The sequence below is a fragment of the Faecalibacterium sp. i25-0019-C1 genome, assembly GCF_042854225.1.
GTDB lineage: Bacteria > Bacillota > Clostridia > Oscillospirales > Ruminococcaceae > Faecalibacterium > Faecalibacterium taiwanense.
This window is the reverse complement of record NZ_AP031428.1, coordinates 559,193-580,826: the sequence shown is the minus strand read 5'-3', so window position 1 is coordinate 580,826 and position 21,634 is coordinate 559,193. Positions and strand designations below refer to the sequence as shown.

Annotated in this window: 24 protein-coding genes; 9 read left to right on the top strand and 15 right to left on the bottom strand. The window is 54.7% G+C overall.

The genetic code is table 11. The features are described 5' to 3' along the window. Positions 1–43: 43 nt before the first annotated feature. The 3 genes from pfkB to ACGHUK_RS02735 all read right to left on the bottom strand — a co-directional run bounded on the left by pfkB (position 44) and on the right by ACGHUK_RS02735 (position 3,029). Positions 44–949, bottom strand: coding sequence for a 1-phosphofructokinase (gene pfkB, locus ACGHUK_RS02745; RefSeq protein ID WP_120081412.1), 906 nt, complete (start codon positions 947–949; stop codon positions 44–46). Further along, positions 946–1,701, bottom strand: coding sequence for a DeoR/GlpR family DNA-binding transcription regulator (locus tag ACGHUK_RS02740; protein WP_223388113.1), 756 nt, complete (start codon positions 1,699–1,701; stop codon positions 946–948). The genes pfkB and ACGHUK_RS02740 overlap by 4 nt, the downstream gene beginning before the upstream one ends. Positions 1,702–1,964: 263 nt before the next feature. After that, complete coding sequence (locus tag ACGHUK_RS02735) at positions 1,965–3,029, bottom strand: ABC transporter substrate-binding protein (RefSeq protein WP_120081411.1); 1,065 nt, start codon at positions 3,027–3,029, stop codon at positions 1,965–1,967. Positions 3,030–3,247: 218 nt separating this feature from the next. Here ACGHUK_RS02735 and ACGHUK_RS02730 point away from each other — a divergent pair, with 218 nt between their 5' ends. The 3 genes from ACGHUK_RS02730 (at position 3,248) to ACGHUK_RS02720 (ending at position 5,658) form a co-directional block, all read left to right on the top strand. Then, on the top strand, positions 3,248–3,928 hold the full coding sequence (locus ACGHUK_RS02730) for a Crp/Fnr family transcriptional regulator (RefSeq protein WP_120081410.1): 681 nt from the start codon (positions 3,248–3,250) through the stop codon (positions 3,926–3,928). 168 nt (positions 3,929–4,096) lie between these two features. Beyond that, on the top strand, positions 4,097–5,077 hold the full coding sequence (locus tag ACGHUK_RS02725) for a glycosyltransferase family 2 protein (protein WP_120081409.1): 981 nt from the start codon (positions 4,097–4,099) through the stop codon (positions 5,075–5,077). Further along, positions 5,074–5,658, top strand: a complete 585-nt coding sequence (locus tag ACGHUK_RS02720; RefSeq protein ID WP_005946489.1) for a flavin reductase family protein — start codon at positions 5,074–5,076, stop codon at positions 5,656–5,658. The genes ACGHUK_RS02725 and ACGHUK_RS02720 overlap by 4 nt, the downstream gene beginning before the upstream one ends. A 342-nt stretch (positions 5,659–6,000) precedes the next feature. Here the strand turns inward: ACGHUK_RS02720 and metA are convergent, their stop codons facing one another. From metA to ACGHUK_RS02695, 5 genes are all read right to left on the bottom strand, one after another. After that, entirely contained in the window at positions 6,001–6,933 is a 933-nt protein-coding gene (metA, locus tag ACGHUK_RS02715; protein WP_390574904.1) for a homoserine O-succinyltransferase, read from the bottom strand. A gap of 160 nt (positions 6,934–7,093) precedes the next feature. Continuing rightward, positions 7,094–8,368 (bottom strand): O-acetylhomoserine aminocarboxypropyltransferase/cysteine synthase family protein, encoded by a 1,275-nt coding sequence (locus ACGHUK_RS02710; RefSeq protein WP_097780906.1) that lies wholly within the window; start codon positions 8,366–8,368, stop codon positions 7,094–7,096. Positions 8,369–8,596: 228 nt separating this feature from the next. Beyond that, positions 8,597–9,253, bottom strand: coding sequence for a methionine ABC transporter permease (locus ACGHUK_RS02705; RefSeq protein WP_097773982.1), 657 nt, complete (start codon positions 9,251–9,253; stop codon positions 8,597–8,599). Further along, positions 9,250–10,263 (bottom strand): ATP-binding cassette domain-containing protein, encoded by a 1,014-nt coding sequence (locus ACGHUK_RS02700; protein WP_337679536.1) that lies wholly within the window; start codon positions 10,261–10,263, stop codon positions 9,250–9,252. The genes ACGHUK_RS02705 and ACGHUK_RS02700 overlap by 4 nt, the downstream gene beginning before the upstream one ends. A 150-nt stretch (positions 10,264–10,413) precedes the next feature. Next, positions 10,414–11,334: a MetQ/NlpA family ABC transporter substrate-binding protein gene (locus ACGHUK_RS02695; RefSeq protein WP_390574900.1), complete on the bottom strand. Its 921-nt coding sequence runs from the start codon at positions 11,332–11,334 to the stop codon at positions 10,414–10,416. Between the two features lie 536 nt (positions 11,335–11,870). Here ACGHUK_RS02695 and ACGHUK_RS02690 point away from each other — a divergent pair. Together ACGHUK_RS02690 and ACGHUK_RS02685 are read left to right on the top strand one after the other, a co-directional pair. Continuing rightward, a complete protein-coding gene (locus ACGHUK_RS02690) occupies positions 11,871–12,662 on the top strand; it encodes a threonine/serine exporter ThrE family protein (protein WP_390574897.1) in 792 nt (263 codons plus the stop codon). Next, positions 12,659–13,111, top strand: coding sequence for a threonine/serine exporter family protein (locus ACGHUK_RS02685; protein WP_390574895.1), 453 nt, complete (start codon positions 12,659–12,661; stop codon positions 13,109–13,111). The genes ACGHUK_RS02690 and ACGHUK_RS02685 overlap by 4 nt, the downstream gene beginning before the upstream one ends. Before the next feature lie 84 nt (positions 13,112–13,195). Here ACGHUK_RS02685 and ACGHUK_RS02680 read toward each other — a convergent pair whose 3' ends face one another. The 4 genes from ACGHUK_RS02680 to ACGHUK_RS02665 form a co-directional block, all read right to left on the bottom strand. Further along, positions 13,196–13,438 (bottom strand): hypothetical protein, encoded by a 243-nt coding sequence (locus ACGHUK_RS02680; protein WP_390574893.1) that lies wholly within the window; start codon positions 13,436–13,438, stop codon positions 13,196–13,198. After that, the gene (locus tag ACGHUK_RS02675) at positions 13,435–13,986 is read right to left on the bottom strand and encodes a twin-arginine translocation signal domain-containing protein (protein WP_390574891.1); all 552 of its coding nucleotides are present in this window, start codon (positions 13,984–13,986) and stop codon (positions 13,435–13,437) included. The genes ACGHUK_RS02680 and ACGHUK_RS02675 overlap by 4 nt, the downstream gene beginning before the upstream one ends. 199 nt (positions 13,987–14,185) lie before the next feature. Beyond that, a complete protein-coding gene (locus tag ACGHUK_RS02670) occupies positions 14,186–14,767 on the bottom strand; it encodes a twin-arginine translocation signal domain-containing protein (protein WP_390574888.1) in 582 nt (193 codons plus the stop codon). Between the two features lie 245 nt (positions 14,768–15,012). Then, the gene (locus ACGHUK_RS02665; RefSeq protein ID WP_005946513.1) at positions 15,013–15,138 is read right to left on the bottom strand and encodes a hypothetical protein; all 126 of its coding nucleotides are present in this window, start codon (positions 15,136–15,138) and stop codon (positions 15,013–15,015) included. Between the two features lie 179 nt (positions 15,139–15,317). Between ACGHUK_RS02665 and ACGHUK_RS02660 the strand changes: the two genes are divergently transcribed. The 4 genes from ACGHUK_RS02660 to ACGHUK_RS02645 all read left to right on the top strand — a co-directional run bounded on the left by ACGHUK_RS02660 (position 15,318) and on the right by ACGHUK_RS02645 (position 18,560). Further along, complete coding sequence (locus ACGHUK_RS02660) at positions 15,318–15,893, top strand: nitroreductase family protein (RefSeq protein WP_044954313.1); 576 nt, start codon at positions 15,318–15,320, stop codon at positions 15,891–15,893. A gap of 196 nt (positions 15,894–16,089) precedes the next feature. Continuing rightward, complete coding sequence (locus ACGHUK_RS02655; protein WP_338427577.1) at positions 16,090–16,929, top strand: amino acid ABC transporter substrate-binding protein; 840 nt, start codon at positions 16,090–16,092, stop codon at positions 16,927–16,929. A 112-nt stretch (positions 16,930–17,041) separates the two neighbouring features. Continuing rightward, complete coding sequence (locus ACGHUK_RS02650; RefSeq protein WP_223388126.1) at positions 17,042–17,806, top strand: amino acid ABC transporter permease; 765 nt, start codon at positions 17,042–17,044, stop codon at positions 17,804–17,806. Beyond that, positions 17,796–18,560: an amino acid ABC transporter ATP-binding protein gene (locus ACGHUK_RS02645; protein ID WP_097773991.1), complete on the top strand. Its 765-nt coding sequence runs from the start codon at positions 17,796–17,798 to the stop codon at positions 18,558–18,560. Before ACGHUK_RS02650 ends, ACGHUK_RS02645 begins: the two co-directional genes overlap by 11 nt. A 59-nt stretch (positions 18,561–18,619) precedes the next feature. Here the strand turns inward: ACGHUK_RS02645 and ACGHUK_RS02640 are convergent, their stop codons facing one another. Genes ACGHUK_RS02640 through ACGHUK_RS02630 form a run of 3 tightly spaced genes read right to left on the bottom strand, consistent with a single transcriptional unit; the run spans position 18,620 to position 21,539 of the window. After that, positions 18,620–18,991, bottom strand: a complete 372-nt coding sequence (locus tag ACGHUK_RS02640) for a GtrA family protein (RefSeq protein ID WP_337679552.1) — start codon at positions 18,989–18,991, stop codon at positions 18,620–18,622. A gap of 50 nt (positions 18,992–19,041) precedes the next feature. After that, a complete protein-coding gene (locus tag ACGHUK_RS02635; RefSeq protein WP_337679553.1) occupies positions 19,042–19,974 on the bottom strand; it encodes a glycosyltransferase family 2 protein in 933 nt (310 codons plus the stop codon). A 26-nt stretch (positions 19,975–20,000) separates the two neighbouring features. Further along, positions 20,001–21,539: a glucosyltransferase domain-containing protein gene (locus tag ACGHUK_RS02630; protein ID WP_390574883.1), complete on the bottom strand. Its 1,539-nt coding sequence runs from the start codon at positions 21,537–21,539 to the stop codon at positions 20,001–20,003. Positions 21,540–21,634: the final 95 nt, after the last annotated feature.

The following is a 21,634-nucleotide window of genomic DNA, read 5'->3' as shown; positions in this document are numbered from 1 at the left end:
TTCTCCCTTCCTGTATAACTGCAACCCTCTCCGTCACAGAGGGTCAGATTTCCTTCATCAGTTCGTCGATTTTTTCTTTGGTGGCAAGGCCAAGGCTGAACGCCGTTGCACTGCCGCAGGCTGTGCCCAGACGCAGTGCAAAGGAATAGCTCCGGGTCTGCATCCAGCCAGCCACAAAGCCGGCCACCATGCTGTCGCCTGCGCCCACGCTGTTTACGACCTTGCCCTTGGGGCAGCCGATGCGGTGCACCTCGCCATTTTCGTCCACCAGCAGGGCACCGTCGCCCGCCATGCTTACCAGCACGTTGCGAGCGCCCTTTTGCTGTAGGGTGCGGGCCGCAGCAATGATCTCTTCGTCCATAGTCAGCACCCTGCCCACGATCTCGCCCAGCTCGTGGTTATTGGGCTTGATGAGGAAGGGGTGGTACTGCAGCACGTTCACCAGCAGGTCGCGGGTGGCATCCACCACAGCACGCACGCCCCTGCCCTGCAGCCGGGCCAGCAGCCGCTCGTAGGTATCCTGCGAAAGGCTTGCCGGGATGCTGCCCGCCAGAATGAGGATATCATCCTCGTTCAGGCTGTCCAGCTTCTTTTCCAGCTCCTGCATGGCGCTCTCCGGAATGTCGGGGCCCGCGCCGTTCAGCTCGGTCTCCTGCCCTGCCTTGATCTTGACATTGATGCGGGTCATGCCCTGTTCCAGATGCACAAAATCGGTCTTTAAACCCTGTGCAGCAAGACCGCGTTCCAGCCATGCGCCGGTCTCACCGGCCACAAAGCCCAGCGCCACGCTCTCGCAGCCCAGCTGTGCCAGCACACCGGACACATTGATGCCCTTGCCGCCCAGCACGCAGTCCTCGCCTTTGGCGCGGTTCACCTCGCCTACTTCCAGCGGTGCATCCAAACGCACCACATAGTCAATGGCCGGGTTGAATGTTACGGTATAAATCATACTTCCGTCTCCTTTACCAGCGTGAATTGTTTGTATTTGGGGTTGGGGCAGCGGTTGGTGAGAATGGCACCGCCCTGCAGGTCGGCAATGACTGCCGGGTAGATGCGGGAAAACTTGGCATCATCCACAAGGAACCAGGCTTCCCGTGCACGGTGCACTGCCGCTGCTTTCACGGCAGCTTCCTCGGGGTCCGGCGTGGTAAAACCGGCATCCAGCGCCACACCGTTGGCACCCATGAACGCCTTGGTAAAATTGTAGCGCTGCAGGCTGGTGACTGTGGGTGCACCTACAATGGCTTCGGTCTCGGGCCGCAGCAGTCCCCCGGGCAGATACACCCGGCAGCCCTTTCGGGCCAGTGCCCGGGCATGGGCCACGCCGTTGGTCACATAGCTGGCTTTGAGGGCATCCCCCGCCAGTGCACGCACCAGCTCCAGCGTGGTGGAGCCTGCATCGATGAACACAAAATCATCGGCGTTGATGAGCTTTGCCGCCGCCTGCGCGATGCTGCGCTTCTGCTCCACAGCCAGCGTTTCCTTTGCTTCCATGGTGGGTTCGTCTGCCAGAAAACGGCTGTCCGGCAGGGTGGCACCGCCGTGCACCTTGTTCAGCTTGCCCAGCCGGTCCAGTTCGGTCAGGTCGCGCCGGATGGTGGATTCGCTGGTGTTCAGCGCCTCGCACAGTTCCTGCACCGTCACAGTGCGCTTGCGGTTCAGCTGTTCCATGATCAGGCTGAAGCGTTCTTCTGCCAGCATCGGCATCCTCTCCTTTGGTTTGATCTTATCTTTGACGGTTTATGACCGTTTGTGCGTTGTTTTGGTTGATTTCATCTTTATTATAGCAAATGCAGCGCCAAAATCAATCGCTTTCAGTCAATTCCATTCATTTTCGTTCACAAAAAATTGTCTTTAAATTTGTGCAGGGAGCACAAAAGCTGGGATACAAGCATTTTGTGCAAACAAAAAAGCCGCCGTGCGTACCAATCGCACAGCGGCCGGAGAGATGGCTTATTGAGAAATCACTCGGCAGTCCAGTAGAAATCGTCGCCGGGCATTGCGCCGCCCACTGCCTTGGGGTCGGCATCAAACAGCACCTGCAGATAAGCGGATGCGTTGGTCTTGAGCTCGTCGCCGGTCAGGCAGACGATGTTGCAGTTGGGCAGGGCCTTCTTGGCAATGGCAGCCTTGGCCACAACACCCTGCTCCTCGCACAGAGCGGCAGTGCCGTCCAAATCGGCGTTGGCAGCTTCCACGCTCTTGGCGTAGTCGGTAAGGAATGCGGCCACAACATCCGGGTGTTCCTCGGCATACTCCTTGCGCACCACGGTCACGCCGGTGATGAGCTGCGTATCCGCGACCTTGTTCCATTCCTCGGTCAGGTCGAGGGCCACACGCAGGGTGTCGTCCTGCAGGCCGGCTGCAGTCACATAGGGCTGGGGCAGAACTGCAATGGCATCCTCGGTATTGGCCATCTGGGCCGTGACCTCGGTGGCCTCGCTGTAGTATTCAATGGTCACGTCCTTGTCCGGGTCGATGCCGTTGGCGTTCAGAAGATAGCGCAGCACGTACTCCGGCGTGGTGCCCTTGCCGGTGGACAGGATGGTACGGCCTGCAAGGTCTGCCATGGACTGGATCGTATCGCCGCCTTTTTCCACTACGTACAGCACGCCCAGCGTGTTGACGGCCACAGCCTGAATGCCGCCCTCCGTCTTCTGATACAGGGTGGCGGCCAGATTTGCCGGGATGGCAGCCATGTCCAGCTCGCCCTTCATCAGCAGCGGCACGATCTCATCGGCAGCACCGTAAAGCTGCAGGTCGTAATCCATGGAAGCGGTGCCATCCTCTTCCATGCTCAGCAGGTTGACAAGGCCCATGGTGGTGGGGCCTTTCAGGCCGGCAATGCGCAGAGCATCGGTGGTGGACAGTTCCTTTGCTTCCTCACTGGAAGCGGCTTCCGAAGCAGCCTCGGGGACAGCTTCGCTGGAAGCTGCACTGGATGCAACAGAGCTGGATGCCGCACCGCCGCAGGCGGCAAGGCTCAGCACAAGGGCCAGAGCCAGCAGCATGGATGTCAGTTTTTTCATGCGGGGTTCCCTCTTTCCTCACAAGACCGCGCCATTTTGTGCCTGAAAATTTTGCACAGAACCATGGGTCGGTCTTTTCATATTTTTTACAAGGCAAATTTGCAAAATCATTTGCTTTGCGGGTCTAAGTTTACTATAATAGAGTCAAAAATACCGTTGCGTGTGCAACGGAATTGCAGGAGGGCTGTGGGAAGCCGGATCTTTCCCACGGAATTGTGATGAAAAACTTTCTTCCGCTGTTATGCTCCACCTCTTTATTCAATGGTCTGACCCCTGAAGAGCTGCAGACCCTGCTGGCCCAGCTGGGTGCCGTTATGCGCAGCTACGGCAAAGGCGAAGCGCTTGTTCTGGCAGGCGAACCCAACCGCAGGGTGGGCATCGTACTGTCCGGTGAGCTGGAAGCCTACCGTCCCGGGCCGCAGGGTGCGCGCATTCCCATCACCCACATGGAACCGGGCGGCGTGTTCGGCGATGTGCTGAGCGGTTCCAGTCTGGCAAGCCCGGTCACGGTGATGGCTTCGGTGCCCTGCGAGGTGCTGCTGATTCCCTACGAGCGGCTGCTGCTTTCGGATGGCAGTCCGGCGCACCAGCAGACATTGCGCAATCTGGTGCGCACCATCAGCGATAAATATTTTTCCCTCTCCCGCCGCATCGACCTGCTGGTGCTCAAAAGCCTGCGGGCCAAAGTGTGCGCCTATCTGCTCAGTGAAGCCGAGCGGGCTGGCAGCCTGACCTTCAGCATCCCGTTCTCCCGCATCCAGCTGGCAGATTACCTGAACTGCGACCGCAGCGCCCTCAGCCGCGAGCTGAGCCAGATGCAGCGGGACGGCCTGCTGGACACCTACAAAAGCAGCTTCAAGCTGCTGGAGCCTGCGGTACTGAAGCAAATGGTGCAGTGACCATTTGAATAGCCGCCGCGTGCGCTTTGGCTGTATTCAGCTGAAATTTTATTTTTATATTTGAGTTTTAGAAAAATCTACGGATTTTTCTAAAACTCTTTTTCGCTGGAAGGCCGTAACCGTCAGCGGCATCATCTTGTTATTTTTAATATAGGAGTATTTTTAAATATGTCAAAACCGATTTTATGGATCGTGATCCCCTGCTACAACGAGGAGCAGGTGCTGCCCATTACAGCTCCCATGTTTCTGGAAAAGATCAGCGGCCTTGCCGCACAGGGCCTTGTGAGCGAGAAGAGCCGGGTGCTGTTCGTGAACGACGGCTCCAAAGACAAGACATGGGAACTGATCCAGAGTTTTGCCGCACAGGACGAGCACTACATCGGCATTTCCCAGAGCCGCAACCGCGGCCACCAGAACGCCGTGCTGGCAGGCTTGATGGAGGCACTGCACAGCGGCACCTGCGATGTTACCATTTCCATCGACTGCGATGGTCAGGACGACATCAACGCCATGGACGAGATGGTTAAAAAGTATCTGGACGGTGCCGAGGTGGTCTACGGCGTGCGCAGCCGCCGCGATACAGACACCTTCTTCAAGCGCTTCACCGCCGAGGGCTTTTACCATGTGATGAACGCTCTGGGCGCAGACATCGTGTTCAACCACGCAGACTACCGCCTCATCAGCACCCGTGTGCTGGAAAGCTTTGCCGACTACAGGGAAGTGAACATTTTTCTGCGCGGCATGGTGCCGCTGGTTGGCTTCAAGAGCGAGGTAGTCACCTATGAGCGCCACGAACGCCTTGCCGGTGAGAGCCACTATCCGCTGAGCAAGATGCTGGCCCTTGCCTTTGACGGCATCACCAGCCTTTCCAACAAGCCCATCCGCCTTATTACCGGATCTGGCATCTTTGTGAGCCTGATCAGCTTTATCGGAGTCATCTGGGCCATCGTGTGCGCCGCCATGGGCAGCAGCGTGGCCGGCTGGGCCTCCATCGTGTGCATCGTCTGCTTCATGAGCGGCGTGCAGCTGGTGTGCTTAGGCGTGATCGGCGAGTATATCGGCAAAATTTATATGGAGACGAAAGCCCGCCCGCGCTACATCATCAGCGAGCGCACCTGGGCCCCTTACGAAAGGAAGTATCACGGATGAGCAAACAGAGCTGGCGGGGCAGCACCCTGCTGAACCCGGAACCGCCGGTATTGGTGTCCTGCGGCGGGCTGGAAAAGCCCAATCTCATCACCATCGGCTGGACGGGCACCATCTGCACCCAGCCCAGCATGGTGTCCATCAGCGTTCGGCCGGAGCGCTACAGCCACCACCTCATTCAGGAAAGCGGACAGTTTGCCATCAATCTGCCCACCGAAGCGCTGGTGCGTTCGGTGGACTGGTGCGGCGTGAAAAGCGGCCGTGATGTGGATAAATTTGCCGCCTGCGGCCTGCATTCTGCCCCCGGCAGCGTGCTGACCGACTGCCCCATTCTGGAAGAAAGCCCGGTCAATCTGGAATGCAAGGTAACTCAGGTGATCCCGCTGGGCAGCCACGACCTGTTCCTTGCCGAAGTGGTGGCCTGTGATGTGGACGAAAGCCTGCTGGACGAAAGCGGCAAGCTGTGTCTCGAAAAGGCAAAGCTCATCGTCTACAGTCACGGTGACTATCTGGCTCTGGGCAAAAAGCTGGGCACCTTTGGCTACAGCGTGCGCAAGAAAAAGCCGGTAAGGCGTAAAAAATAATTTACATTTCATCGCTTGACTTTTGCCCAAAACTGCATATACTAAAGATAGGCAATGTAGAGAGATTGAATCCATCGGGTTCATGCCGAAACACGAAGCCCCCGGTAGTGTCAGTACCGGGGGCTTCTTTTAGTGTTTGCTGCCCTTGCCGATCTTACCGTCGATCCATGTGCACAGATAGTAGGCAACTACCTGCGCGGCAACGGTTTGGATAAATGTAGAGAGAGTTTCCAAGGGGTTCACCTCCTTTCCGCGGTTAGGGGAATGGAGAAGGGCCGCAGGAACAGTATAGCATAAAAACCGGTATCGCGCAATTTTGACGCAATACCGGTTTTTGTGCATTTATTCGTGCTTTACGCGCTGGATCTCGCCCAGATCGTAGGGGGTGTTCTGGTAGACGTAGTAGTTCAGCCAGTTCTCATACAGCAGGTGGGCGTGGGCACGCCAGCGGAACAGCGGCGGCTTTGTGGGATCATCGTCCGGGTAGTAATTCACCGGCACATGGATGGGCAGGCCCTTGTCCACATCGCGGCGGTACTCTGAATCCAGCGTGTATTTGTCGTACTCCGGGTGGCCGGTGACAAAGATCTGCCGTCCGTTCTCGGTGCTCATGAGGAAAGGCCCGGCCGCATCGCTCTCGGCAAGGATGCGCAAAGCCTTACAGTTGTCCACATCCTCGCGGCTGATGCCGGTGTGACGGCTGTGGGGCGCATAGAACACCTCGTCAAAACCGCGCACCAGCGGGTTCGACGGGCGGACGACCCGGTGCTCGAACACGCCGAACATCTTTTCCGGCAGCAGCTGCTTGTGCACGCCGTAGTGGTAATACAGGCCCGCCTGCGCGCCCCAGCACACATGCAGGGTGGAGTAGACATTCGTCTCGCTGAAGTCCATGATCTCGCACAGCTCCGGCCAGTAATCCACCTGCTCAAAGTCCATGGTCTCCACCGGTGCGCCGGTGATGATCATGCCGTCGTAGCGGTTGTTCTTCACCTCGTTGAAGTTCTTATAGAACGATTCGAGGTGTGCTGCCGAAACGTGGGTCGCCGCATGGCTGGCCGTCTGCAGCAGGGTCATGTGCACCTGCAGCGGGGTATTTGCCAACAGACGGGCGATCTGGGTCTCGGTGGTGATCTTGGTGGGCATCAGGTTCAGGATCAGGATCTCCAGCGGGCGGATGTGCTGGGCAAGGGCGCGCTCACGATGCATGACGAAGATATTTTCGTTGTAGAGGGCATCGTAAGCAGGCAGGGTCTTGGGGATGATCAGCGGCATAGTTCGTACTCCTAACGATTTAGAATAGCCTCCGCTGACGCTCTGGCTATCTTCAGCGGAATTTATTTTTATATTTTGCGTTTGTCGCGCCCTGCGGAGCGCGACAAACGCGTTTTTACGAGAAGGGCCGGAACCGATTAGATGCTGCTGAACTCACCTTTTAGATCTTATCCAGCGCCTGTGCAATATCTGCGATGAGGTCTTCGCTGCTTTCCAGACCGCAGCTCATGCGCACAAGCTCTGCGGGCACACCGGCGGCTTTCAGCTGCTCATCGTTCATCTGACGGTGTGTGCTGGATGCAGGGTTCAGGCAACAGGTGCGGGCATCGGCCACATGGGTCTCGATGGCTGCCAGCTTCAGGTTCTTCATAAAGATGCTTGCAGCCTCACGGCCGCCGGCCAGACCAAAGCTGACCACGCCGCAGCTGCCGTTCGGCAAGTATTTTTCAGCCAGTGCATGGTACGGGCTGGACTCCAAGCCGCAGTAGTTCACGTAGGCCACCTTGGGATGGCTTTCAAGGAACTCTGCCACGGCCATGCCGTTGGCGCAGTGGCGCTGCATCCGCACATGCAGGCTTTCCAGACCGAGGTTCAGCATGTAGGCGTTCATGGGCGACTGCATGGAGCCAAAGTCACGCATCAGCTGCGCGGTAGCCTTGGTGATAAAGGCACCCTCTTTGCCGAAACGCTCGGCGTAGGTGATGCCGTGGTAGCTGTCGTCCGGGGTGCACAGGCCGGGGAACTTCTCGGCATGGGCCATCCAGTCGAACTTGCCGCCGTCCACGATGGCACCGCCCAGCACCGCGCCATGACCGTCCATGTACTTGGTGGTGGAGTGGGTCACGATATCCGCGCCCCACTCAAAGGGGCGGCAGTTGACCGGCGTGGGAAAGGTGTTGTCCACGATCAGCGGCACACCGTGGGCGTGAGCAGCCTTGGCAAACTTCTCAATGTCCAGCACGGTCAGGGCCGGGTTTGCGATGGTCTCGCCGAACACCACCTTGGTGTTGGGCCGGAATGCGGCGTTCAATTCTTCCTCGGTGCACAGCGGATCAACAAAGGTGGCTTCAATGCCCATTTTCTTCATGGTGACGGAGATCAGGTTGAAGGTGCCGCCGTAGATGGTACTGGATGCCACGATGTGGTCGCCTGCTTCGCAGAGATTGAACAGGGCAAAGAAGTTTGCAGCCTGACCGCTGCTGGTCAGCATTGCAGCCGTGCCGCCTTCCAGCTCGCAGATCTTCTTAGCCACAAGGTCGCAGGTGGGGTTCTGCAGACGGGAATAGAAGTAGCCGTCAGCTTCCAGATCGAACAGTTTGCCCATGTCCTCGCTGGTGGCATACTTGAAGGTGGTGGACTGGATAATGGGGATCTGGCGGGGTTCGCCGTTGCCGGGGGTGTAACCGCCCTGCACGCAGATGGTATCGCGATTCATACTACATACTCCTTTACTGGGTTTGTCCATATAGCACAATTCCCCGCAGGAGTGCTGCAGCCTCCGGCGGGGAATTGAAACGTTAAATTTTAGTTCCCGTTCGGGGGCAAAATGAGGAGAGGGCTCCTTCCGTCAAAGCCTTTCGGCTTTGGCAATACCGGAAAGTTTTCCTCTTCGCCAGAGGCTCCCTCTCCGGGGGAGCTGGCGCACGAAGTGCGACTGAAGGAGTTACTTCCGCAGCCGCTTATCGCTTCTGGTGGCCCAAGCAGTGCCCAAAGTCTGGAACACCTGAACCATCAGCACCAGCAAAATGACACACACGATCATGATATCGGTCTGGTAGCGGTAATAGCCATAGGACAAAGCGATCTTGCCCAGACCGCCGCCGCCAATGACACCGGACATGGCCGAGTAGCCCAGAATGGTGGTCAGTGCGGTGGTCATGCTGGAGATCAGGCCGGGCAGGCATTCCGGGATCATCACCTTGGTAATGATCTGGAACGGCGTTGCGCCCATGCTCTGGGCCGCTTCCACCACGCCCTCGTCCAGCTCGCGCAGGCTGGTCTCCACCAGACGCGCCACGAACGGGAAGGCTGCCACCACCAGCGGAACGATGGTGGCTTTGGTACCCACCGTGGTGCCCACGATGGCACGGGTAAGCGGGAATACACAGATCATCAGGATCAGGAACGGAACACTGCGCAGGATGTTGATAACGATGTTGAGAATGTGCATCAGCCAGCCGGGCAGCGGCAGAATGCCGTCCTTATCACCGGCCACCAGCAGCACACCCAGCGGCAGGCCCAGCACCAGCGCAAACGCGGTGGAAAGGACCGTCACGTAAAAGGTCTCCCAGATGGCAAAACCGTAATCTGCAATACTCATTCGCCGGTCACCTCCTCTACCGTAATGCCGGGCTGGGCGCGCATATAGGCCGCAGCCTGCTTTGCCTGCTCCACATCAGTGGGCAGCTTGAGCAACATGGAGCCGTAGCACTGGCCGCTCAGATCACGGGTGTCGGCACTGAGTACCGACACCAGAATGCCTTTTTCTGCAGCAAGGCTTGCCACCAGCGGCTTTGCCGTGGACGAACCGTTGAAGGTGACGCGCACCACATGGTCGTCCGGTGCAAAGCTGGACAAATCCCGTGCGGCGCTGCCGCCGTTAGGTGCCACCAGACGCTTTGCTGCGGGCGTTTTGGGGTTCGAGAAGATCTCCTGCACGGAGCCTTCCTCCACCACAACGCCGCCGTCCAGAATGGCAACGTGATCGCAGATCTCTTCCACAACGCTCATCTGATGGGTGATGACCACAACCGTGATGCCCAGCTTCTTGTTGATGTCCTTGATCAGGGTCAGGATAGCATGGGTGGTGTTGGGGTCCAGTGCGCTGGTGGCTTCATCGCAGAGCAGAACTTTGGGGTCCGTTGCCAGTGCGCGGGCAATGGCAATGCGCTGCTTCTGGCCGCCGGACAGCTGTGCCGGGTAGGCGTTGGCCTTATCGGGCAGGCCCACCACTTCCAGCAGCTCTCTGGCACGCTTTTCGGCATCCGCCTTTTTCACACCGGCCAGCTCCATGGGGAAGCAGATGTTCTTCAGGCAGCTGCGCTGCATCAGCAGATTGAACTGCTGGAAGATCATGGTGATATCGCGGCGGCGCTCACGCAGCTGGGCTGCGTTTAAAGTTTCCATAGCGGTACCGTCGATCACAACGCTGCCCTCGGTGGGGCGTTCCAGCAGGTTGATGCAGCGCACCAGCGTGGATTTGCCCGCACCGGACATGCCGATGATGCCATAAATGGAACCATCCGGGATGGTGAGGTTGATGTCCTTCAGCGCATTCACCGCGCCGTCCTTCATCTGGAAGGTCTTGGAAAGATGTTTGATCTCGATCACAGAAATTGCTCCTTGCTGTTGAATAAACTCCTTCAGTCAAACCCTTGCGGGTTTGCCAGCTCCCTCATGGAGGGAGCCTGAAACAGAACGGTCAGGCAAAGACCCCCTCCCCGAGGGGGCTGTCACCGCAAGGTGACTGGGGGAGTTTGCTTAACCCTCGATCGGTGCCAGACTGTCCTGCTTGCCGCCGTAGATGCCCATAGGCTCCACGTGGATGCCGGCAACCGTCACCAGATGGGTGCCGTGCTCTGCATTGAAGTCGTCCAGATACGGCTGATGCTGGAAATAGTTGGTATCGCACTGGCCGTCCTCAACGATGTTGTTGGGAATGATGTAGTCGTCGTACTCCTGAATATCCAGCGTGATGCCCTTTTCGGCCAGGATGTCCTTGCAGATCTCCAGAACCTCGCAGTGAGGAGCCGGAGTAGCAGCGCAGCTGACGGTCTCGCCGTTCAGTGCATCGTAGTCGATGGAGGAGTCATAGCCGTCGGTGGGGTTCTCCACAACGGACACCACAGCGCCCTTGTAGTTTTCATCCATGAAGTCCTTCACCTTCTGGCTCTGCAGAGCAGCGGCCAGAGCCTTGATCTTCGGCTCTTCCTGATTGCCGTCCTTGCAGACCAGAATGTTGACGTAAGCAGAGGTGCCGTCCTCCATTGCCAGAGCATCGGTCATGGGGTCCAGACCAGCGGAGATGGCGTAGTTGGAGTTGATGACGGCGTAGTCCTCGTCCTGCAGGACGTTGGGCACCTGAGCAGCCTCGACCTCATCGACGGAAACATTCAGGGGGTTCTCCTCGATGTCCTTTGCGGTTGCGGTCAGGCCTGCATCAGCCTTCAGCTTAAAGAAGCCGTTCTTCTCCAGCAGGGTCAGGGCGCGTGCCTCGTTGGTGGTGTCGTTGGGCACAGCCACCTTCACCTTGTCCAGCTTAGCCACAGCAGAAGAAGCTGCGGAAGAAGCAGTGCCGGAAGCAGCGGAAGATGCGGTGGAAGAAGAGCCGCCGCATGCGGTCAGGGCAGCTGCAGCAGCTGCGACGCCAGAAACCTTCAGAAAATCACGACGAGTAATCATAGTTTTGTTCCCTCTCTATTGCTTAATAAAATGTACAGCGGCCCGCACGGCACAGTTCCGTGCTAAGGGCCTTTGACGGATGCATGAAAAAAGCTCCCGTCCTTGACCTTGAGCCAACGCTCAGACAAGGACGGGAGCATAACATACTTCCGTGGTACCACCTTGGTTTACCGCACCCTTGCGGGCACAGCCTCAATGCTGCGGCAGCCTTGCTGCTTACAGCCGGACGCTGTAACGGGCGCATCCCGTTGCAAACTTAGCGCTCATGCACCTCGCCTGCACAGCTCCGAGACCATTTTCAGCTTCCTGTTTCCTGCCCTTTTCCATCGCCCGGGCTTTCTGGTAAGGATCAATGCGAAGGCCTACTCTTCTCTTCACAGCCATTTTTGTGATATTGCATTTATAATAATCCAATCGAGCGGATTTGTCAACACCTACAACGAAGTTTTTTAGTAGGAAATTGCGTTTTTTTATCTTGTGCGCCAGCCGCGGACATGGTAGAATAAGACAGCATTATTTATAAAGGAGGTGCGGCAATGAACAGCCGCGAGGTTTTCCCGGATGAAGAACTGCGCCGCCGCATCATGGATTTTATCATGGCGGCGGGGCAGACACTGCTGGAAAACGGTGCCGAGGTGTTCCGGGTGGAGCAGACCATGGAGATCATGGCCCGGTCGTTCCATCTGCGGGAGTTCCACGTTTATGTGCTGACCAACGGCATCTTTGCCAGTGCGGGCACCGCCGAGATCAGCGAGGTGCGCAACGTGCCCAGCCGTACCACCCATCTGAGCCGGGTGGCGGCGGTGAACGCCCTCTCCCGCGAGATCGCCGAGGGCAATATGACTCTGGACGAGGCCGAGAGCCGCCTTGTGCTGGCACGGCGCATCCCCTTCCCCAAGGACTGGGTGCAGCTGGTCTCCGGCATGTGCGGTGCATTCTGCTTTGCGCTGATCTTCGGCGGCACACTGCGCAGTGCACTGGCGGCGGCACTGGCAGGCTTTCTTGCCAGCGGCTATTTGCTGCTGTGTGAGCAGCACGAGCTGCCCGGCGGCTTTTGCAAGATCAGCTGTGCTGCGCTTATCACGCTGGTGTGCATTCTGGCCTGCCGAGTGCTGGGCACACCGGCCAGTCACTCTATTATCGGCTCGCTGATGATCCTGACCCCCGGCATCGCCTTTACCATGGGCATCCGCGACTTTGTGCACGGAGATTACCTCTCCGGCACCATCCGCATGATCGATGCGCTGCTCATTGCAGCCAGCATTGCCATTGGCACCGGCCTTGTGCTGAGCCTTTATACATTCTTTACGGGGGTGGTCGTGGCATGATGTTGACCAGTACACAAATTGGGGAGCTGGCCGCGCAGTTCTTTATCGCCGGCGCAGGCACCCTGAGTTTTGCCGTTCTGTTCGGCTGTCCGCGCAAAAGCCTGCCCTTCTGCGGGCTGGTGGGTGCCGTGGGCTGGTTTGTCTACGAGCTGGCCGTGATGCTGGGGGCAGACAGTGCCGCAGCCTCCCTGCTGGCGGTGATCCCCCTCACCCTGCTCACCCGCGTGTTTGCCATTGTGCTTAAAATGCCGGTAACGGTGTTCCTGCTGTCCGGCATCTTCCCGCTGGTGCCCGGTGCGGGCATCTACTACACCGCCTACTATTTTATACAGGGCAACAATGCGCTGGCCCTCTCCAACGGCATCAGCACCTTTAAGGTAGCCGTTACGCTGGCCATCGGCATCACGCTGGTGCTCAGCGTGCCCATTCCAAAAAAGCGGCGAAACTGACTATAAGTGTAAAAAGGCGGCAGTTCAATATGACTGCCGCCTTTTTTGTGAACTTAGTTTTTGAGCTGTAAAAGCCAGCTCAAATTATTTGTGCATCTTGATCGTTGCAGTAACAGCAACTTCGCCCTTGCCACCGCCCAGATCATTGATGCCGAACGGGCCATTCGTAGTAGGAACAACATCAAACAGATAACCGCTGCTCTCAACGGTTGCACCCGGCAGCTCAGCCTTGGTCAGAACCTTCTTGCTCATGGGAACGTCAACGGTAGCCTTGGTAATGACCTTATTAGAGCCCTCATAACGATAAGTAACAGTAACGTTTCTCATTTTTCCGCTGCAACAGGCTTAACAGACATCACAACGCGGTTATTTTCGCTGATCTGGTTCTTGCCGTTGTCGATAATCTCGTAGCCGGGCAGAGATTCCTTCAGATCGGTCTTGTAAACAAACTCAGCATCCGATGCAACGTTAATCGTCATGGTGGTGCTCAACATAGCCTTGTTGACGGTATCGTAGAATGCAACCGTAACAGGCTTAGTGGTAGCAATCTTCTTCAGGGTGACAAGCACGCACTCCTTGCCGTCGATTTCCTGAATCTTCAGCTCACCGGTGCTCTCCACAGTATAGCCCTGCGGGATCTGCTCAGCCTTAATCTGGGAGACCAGAACAGTCTTGGCGTCCTTTTTAACAACAACAGAACCATCCTTGCCAGCAGTTGCGCCGTTGCAAATAAAGATGACCTTAACTTCCTTGGTCACTTCGGGAATCACAGGAGCATCCCCATTGGAGCAGCCAGTCAGCACACCGGCAGCAGCAACAGCCAGAGCAGCCACACCTGCACCCTTGAGGAACTTACGACGAGAAATGTTAGACATAAGAATCAACCTCACAATCTTTTTGCATGCCCCCATCACTTTTTTGTGGAGCCTGCTTTTCCTATATAATACCCTCCCCGGTAACTATTTGTCAAGTAAAATTTCAACAAAAAAACAACACCAATAGGGCGGAGACCTTGTTGGCCGCCACCCTGTTGGTGCTATTTGAGTTTTTTCAAAAAACTTCCGTGCCAGGAAATCAGAGCTTGGTCACAATGAAGACAGTCCCGAAGGGACGAACCTTCAACAGCTCTTCCTCCGTGTCGTAGTCGGTGCTCAGCTTGTAGCCGTCCGGCAGCTGAATATCAGCAGCGCTGACGCCAGTTGCATCGACTGCAACCTCAGCCTTAGCCTCAATGAAGTTGTTCGGCAGCTCCAGCAGTTTGACATCGATGGTCTTCTTGGTCGGAGTCACAGTCACATCAGTCACGAAGACGATGATGTACTCACCCTTGCTGTCGTCCTTGCGGACTTCAACAACAGCGTTCTCGTTCTCCAGATGGTAATCTTCGGGAAGCAGCTTCTTATCGATGTCAGCAACCTTCACAGAGTTCTCGGTCTTCAGAACATCAATCTTGGCAGTCTCACCCACAACGTTGGTCTTACCATCGCCTTCATCCTTCATAAAGATAACCAGCACAGGACGAGTGGTCACACCGGGGACATCGGGGACATCGGGGCCAGCGTTGCCAGAGCAGCCAGCCAGAACACCGGCAGCAGCAACAGCCAGAGCAGCAACACCTGCGCCCTTGAGGAACTTACGACGAGAAATGTTAGACATAAGAATCAACCTCACAATCTTTTCTGCATGCCCCCATCACTTTTTTGTGGAGCCTGCTTTTCCTATATAATACCCCCCCCCCCGTAACAGTTTGTCAAGTGGTTTTTGGCATCTTTTTCCGCCGGATGCAGAAAAGCAGGAGCGACCAAGAGAAAATCGTAAGTTCCGTCAAGCCCAGCAAAAAGGGCCGCTGCACAGCATCCCGTACAGCGGCCCTTTTTGTTCTCCGTTATTTTCATTCATTCTCAACATGTCTTGTTTTCATCTTCTGTCTGCTCGTCCTTCTCCTTTGCCGCCCGCATCAGCCCGGCAAACAAAAAACCCAAATTGACCCCCAGAATAAAACCCACGATGCCTGCCGCCAATACCATTGCGCCGCCTCCTTTCTTCTACCATATTTTACCATGTATCATTTGTCGGATGCAATCGCAGCCTGTCGCAAAAGGCAAGATCACTGTCCAACGTGCAAGCTTTTTTGCGCCGGAGCGTTGCAAGACTCTGCCGCATCTGCTATACTTTTGACAACACTTATATAAAGGAGGTGCTCTTTATGTCTGTTATGGATACTCTTGTCAGCCGCCGCACCTACCGCCGCTTTGCACAGAAAGCTGTTCCGCAGGATGTGGTGGATGATATCGTCGAGGCCGTCCGCCTGTCCTCCTGCGGAGCCAACCGTCAGGCTGTGCGTCTGGTGGTGGTGAACAAGCCCGAGGCGGTGGCAAAGGTGCAGCCGCTGGTCAAGTGGGCTGCCTATCTGCCGCCGGAGCAGGGCACGCCCAAAGCCGACGAGCTGCCCACCCTGTATGTGGCCGTGGTGCAGGACACTTCCATCCCCGGCGACCTTGCCACTGATACCGGCATCGCCCTTGCCAACATGACCCTTGCCGCATGGGACAAAGGCGTGGGCAGCTGCATCATGGGCGCGATCAACAAGCCTGCCCTCACTGAACTGCTGGGCATTGAAGAACCGCAGAAGCTGGCATTCATGGTGGCGTTCGGCTACCCGGCCCACAAGGCTCACATTGTGCCGCTGACGGCTGAGACCGGCGTAAAATATTATCTGGACGAGAACCGGGATTACTGCGTGCCAAAGCGGAGCAAAGAAGAGATCGCAAAATATCTATAATTCGTATATATACATTTCTTCAGCGCATTTTTTGTATAATTGTTTTCAATTCGGTTTCAATTGATGAGATTTTTTGCACAAGTATTGACTTTTCAATTTGTACAATCTATACTAAATTCGTTCGCCAGATGTTCGATGAATCGCATCGTTCCGGCGTACCGCAAAAACATACAGTACATTTGAGGAGTGTTTGAATATGAAAAAGATTTCTCGTCGCAGCTTTCTGGCAGCTGCTGGTCTGTCCGTTGCCGCTCTGGCTCTGACCGCCTGCGGTGGTTCTTCCGCAAGCACCGCTTCCTCCGTGGCAAGCTCTGCTGCTTCTTCTGAAGCTGCTTCCACCAGCGCTGCCGCTGGCGAGCTGACCACCGTTGAGGCTGGCAAGCTGACCATGGCTACCAACGCTGCCTTTCCTCCGTATGAGATGACCACCGATGCAGGCGAGTTCGAGGGCATCGACATCGAGACTGCTCAGGCCATTGCTGACAAGCTGGGTCTGGAGCTGCAGATCGATGATATGGACTTTGACGCTGCTCTGCTGAGCGTGCAGCAGGGTAAGGCCGATATCGTCATGGCTGGCGTTACCGTCACCGACGAGCGCAAGGCTGTGATGGACTTCTCCGACAGCTACGCTACCGGCATCCAGTCCATCATCGTGCCCGAAGGCTCCGACATTGCTTCTCCCGACGATCTGGCCGGCAAGAAGATCGGCACCCAGCGCGGTACCACCGGCTACATCTACTGCTCCGATGACTTCGGCGACGACAATGTTGTGGCTTACGACGACGGTCTGACCGCTGTGCAGGCTCTGAACAATGGTCAGGTGGATGCAGTTGTCATCGACAACGCTCCCGCCCAGGAGTTCATTGCTGCCAACCCCGGCCTGAAGATCCTGGATACCAGCTACGCCGAGGAAGATTACGCCATTGGTATGGCAAAGGGTTCTTCTCTGGAAGATGCCGTCAACGCCGCTCTGAAAGAGCTGAAGGCTGACGGCACCCTGCAGTCCATCGTGGACAAGTACATCACCGCTGAATAATCAGCTGGCTGATAATGGAACCACGGGGAGGCAGCCCCCAACTGGGGCACCTCCCCTTTTTTGGAAAAATAAGGTTACAAAATTCTAACAAAACAGGAAAGTGAGGATGCGAATGGCTGCTCAATACGAACTGCTCAAAGAGCTGCTCAACAGCGGCACCAAGCTCAGCTTCGGGCAGGAGTTTTTCTTCAAATTTTATCAGGCCTTCATCCTGAAAGACCGCTGGACGCAGTACATCAACGGCGTGAGCACCACCCTGCTGGTCACTGCCATTGCGCTGGCACTGGGCATCGTGCTGGGCAGCGTGGTGGCACTGGTGCGTGTGGCACACGACCAGCAGCGCCCCGGCCACAAGAACCCGGTGCTGGGCTTCTTCAACATCATCTGCGAAATTTACACCACCATCATCCGCGGCACGCCCATGATGGTGCAGCTGCTCATCATGAGCATGGTCATCTTTGCCAACAGCCGCAACTTTACCATGGTGGGTGCGCTGGCACTGGGCATCAACTCCGGTGCCTATGTTTCGGAGATCATCCGCGGCGGCCTGATGGCCGTTGACCCCGGCCAGATGGAGGCCGGACGTAGCCTTGGCCTGAACTACATGACCACCATGGTGGTCATCATCATCCCGCAGGCCATCCGTGCGGTGCTGCCCGCACTGGGCAACGAGTTCATCGTCCTGCTGAAGGATACCTCCCTGATCACGGTCATCGGCGGCAAGGAGCTGCTGTACGCCGCGCAGGGCATCATGAACCGCACCTACGAACCCATGTTCCCGCTGCTGGGTGATGCACTGATCTACCTTGTGCTGGTCATGCTGTTCACCCGTCTGCTGGCAAAGTTTGAGAGGAGGCTGGCTCAAAGTGACCGATAAGATTCTGGAAGTCCGCGGCCTGACAAAGACCTACGGCGGCGAAAAGAAGCCGGGCGCAAAGCAGCCCACCCCCACTCTGGACGTGCTGAAGGGCATCGATATTGATATTTACCGCGGCGACGTGGTCTGCCTGATCGGCCCCTCCGGCTGCGGCAAATCCACCTTTCTGCGCTGCCTGAACCGGCTGGAGATTCCCTCCTCCGGCAGCATCAAATTTGAAGGCACCGAGGTGGACGAAGCCCACATCGACGCTGTGCGCCAGAAGATGGGCATGGTGTTCCAGCACTTCAACCTGTTCCCGCACTTGACTGTGAAGAAAAATCTGGAGCTGGCCCCCACCCTGCTGAAACTGAAGGATAAGGAAGCCATCTCCGCCAAGGCAGACGAACTTCTGGCCCGCGTGGGCCTGGCCGACAAGGCCGATGCCTACCCCAAGAGCCTTTCCGGCGGCCAGCAGCAGCGTATTGCCATTGCCCGTGCCCTTGCCATGGATCCGGACGTGATCCTGTTCGACGAGCCCACCAGCGCCCTCGACCCCGAAATGGTGGGCGAGGTTCTGGAACTGATGAAGGAGCTGGCCCACACCGGCATCACCATGCTGGTGGTCACCCACGAAATGGGCTTCGCCCGCGAGGTGTCCAACCGCGTCATCTTCATCGACGACGGCAAGATCCAGGAGGACGAGCCGCCGCAGGAACTGTTCACGAATCCGAAGCATCCCAGACTGAAAGCATTCCTTTCCAAGATGCTGTAATACTTTTTCCACAGAGTAAAAGGGGCTGTTGCATGTGCAGCAGCCCCTTTTACTCTGTATTATTCTTTGATGCGGAACACAAACAGCTTGCTGAAAATGTAATTCAGAGCCATGACGATGAACTGTACCGCAAACTTAGAGATCCGGTCATTCCAGTGCAGAATATTTACCAGCAATGTCATGCAGGCCATTTCGATAAGGAGAGTGGAAATCCTCGCACTGAAAAATTTCAGCATTTCGCGCAATTTATCAGTGCTTTTACTTTCAAAAACGAACTTTCGGTTTGTGATATAAGCAAAAGAAACTGCGCAGATCCATGAGAACGTATTGGCAGCCATCAGTTGAAATGGGTCTTGCGGATCCAGAAAGGCTGTAGTGAAAAAATAGTAACTTGTCAGACTCACTACCGTAGTCAGACCACCTACGATCACATAGTTGATCAATTCCTTATAACGAAAATAAAGTTGCTTTATTGTTTGTATCATACGCAGCGCCCGGAATTGATTTCCTTTTCCACAATATAGATCGGACGGTTTTTCAGCTCTGCGAATGCAACGGAAAAATATTCACCCATAATTCCGACCAGCAAAAAGAGAACAGCAAATAAAACATTGAATGCTGCAAGAATCACCTTATACTCGCGGAAGCCGCACAGTGCACTTATAGCAAAAAGCACAGCAGCAAGAAAACTTACAGCACCGGCATAGAGGCCGAGTTTCAGTGGAAAATCAGAAAAACCGACTATGGTGCTGATTGCAAAATTCATCAGTTTTTTTAGCGTATAGTGGCTGGCACCGCCAGCTCTTTCCGCAGCAGTGTATTCCAGCGTTGTTTTCCGGAAACCAACGCTTTGTACATATCCACGTAGAAAACGAGTTTTTTCACGGTAATTTGTACGTAGAACATCTGCCACACGGCTACTGATGGCAAAGAAATCCGATGCATTTTCCTCCAGCTTTACTTGATCAGACAAGGCGTTGATCACCCGGTAGAATGCTCTGGATGTAAAGTTTTTGATGGCACCTGCCGATTTGTTGGAGGTTCGGACCATGCTGATAACCTCATAGCCTTCCTCAAATTTCGCCATGATGGGGGCGATGCATTCCAGAGGGTGCTGCAGGTCGGCATCCATGCAAATGATCACGTCCCCCGCAGCATGATCGATGCCTGCAATCATGGCAGCCTCGTGGCCAAAATTTCGCGAAAAACTGATTACACGGACATTCTTGTTCTGCTGCGCAATCACTTCCAGAATATTCATACTGGCATCGGTACTGCCATCATTTACAAAAATCAGCTCATATCCCCCTCCCCCGTATTCCAAATTCTGTTCGATGGAGCAGAAAGCTTTATAAAACTTTTCCAGAACGGCTTCTTCGTTATAAACTGAAATAATTAACGATAATTTTTTCATTTAACTTCCCTGCTTTTTCGTAGTTCTTACGGCTCATCTGCAAATTTGACAACAATTTTTCCGTTGATGCACCGGATCGAACCCTGATCCGGATAGCAGGGCATAGATGCTACCTCGGCATTACCGTCAAACTCTGCGGCATCTCCTAATTCCGGTGCAAAGCCACACCAAAACTCCATGGCTTCCTTCCATGCGTAATCATTGAAAATAGGTTCTCCTTTATATGTAGCCAGATCCAAATCATCGAAATATTCGCTGATTCCAACAAGATTTTTATCGTGCTTGTCATACTCCCCGATATAAACAACCTGCGCATCTTCAGTATAACCTTCGATACTTTCAATTCGCGTGATCAAAGTTGTGTAATAACTGATCATTTGTGTCTGCATCACGTCTGCTTTTAGGTAGAGGATATTGCTGTAACGAATATTTAGAGTCACAAGTACTCCTAATAGGGCAACAGCGGCTTTACATAGGGCACCTTCTACTTTTGTTCTATCTTCGGGATATTTATCAATAAACCATACAACCAAAGCAAAGGCAAACGCCTGTCCAAAAGTCATTACGGCATGAACATCCCAAGGCTCTACCATCAGGTATACAAAGCATGCTGCAATAGGATATGCGATTAGAATCAATAGGGTTTGACATCCTTTTGGGGTCTTAAGAATATACATTTTCCGGAGCACAAATATGGCAATGATCGCAGTAACAATGATCAACAAAGTATAGACATATCTTGCGCTGAAGTCTTCCACAGCAGTGCTTGGATAAAAGAATGAGCCGTAACCGCACAGTATCCGATAAATATAATTGCTCAGATTTGTTCTTCCAAAATGATTGATACCTTTGTAATCCGTCAAAACAACGCCAAACTGATTCAGAAAATATTGATTGACTAGAAAATATTCTGTAACAAACCCAATGCACACAGTTGCATTACACAGGGCCATTTTCCAAAACGTTTTCCAGTTCATATCAGACTGCCGGATATCTTCCATCATATAAAGCAGCAATGTACAGATGCAGACCGGGATATTTGCCTGGTACACACCAACAGAGCAAGCCATCAAAACCGTGCAGAGTAATAGAGCGACAACATTCTTTTTCTGGTGAAAAATCCATGCTCCAACAACTCCCAGTAGGGATGCAGCATAATAGTATGGTGCAGTAAACATGTAACTGAATGTTCCCGTCACTGACGGAAATGTCACCATACTTCCGCACAGCAGAATAACAAGAGGCTTTGACTGGATCCTCAAACTATCCGCCAGCAGATATACGATTGCTGCAATGCACAAAATCGTAATCGTACCATTTACCACTGGCAGGCTGTAGTTTTTACTACCCAGCAAATTTGCACTCAGACTTCCAAGAATGCCCAGCATCCACCGTCCAGATTCGTAAGTAGCGCCCACTTCATTGAAATACCGTACATCATCATGGAATGAGTATTTGTTGAACAGAACCATACCATGCGCCAACAATCCCCAAAAAGTAGCACTGCACAGTACTGTTTTTAACAGGCTCTCATTTACCTTTAGCTTTTCCGCAGTTTTTTCCATGTCTTTCTCCCAAACAAGGCATCATTCCCGAATTTAGCCAAAACTATACAGTTGTATTATACAATGTCAGCCTATCTCCTGCAACTATTTCTGCA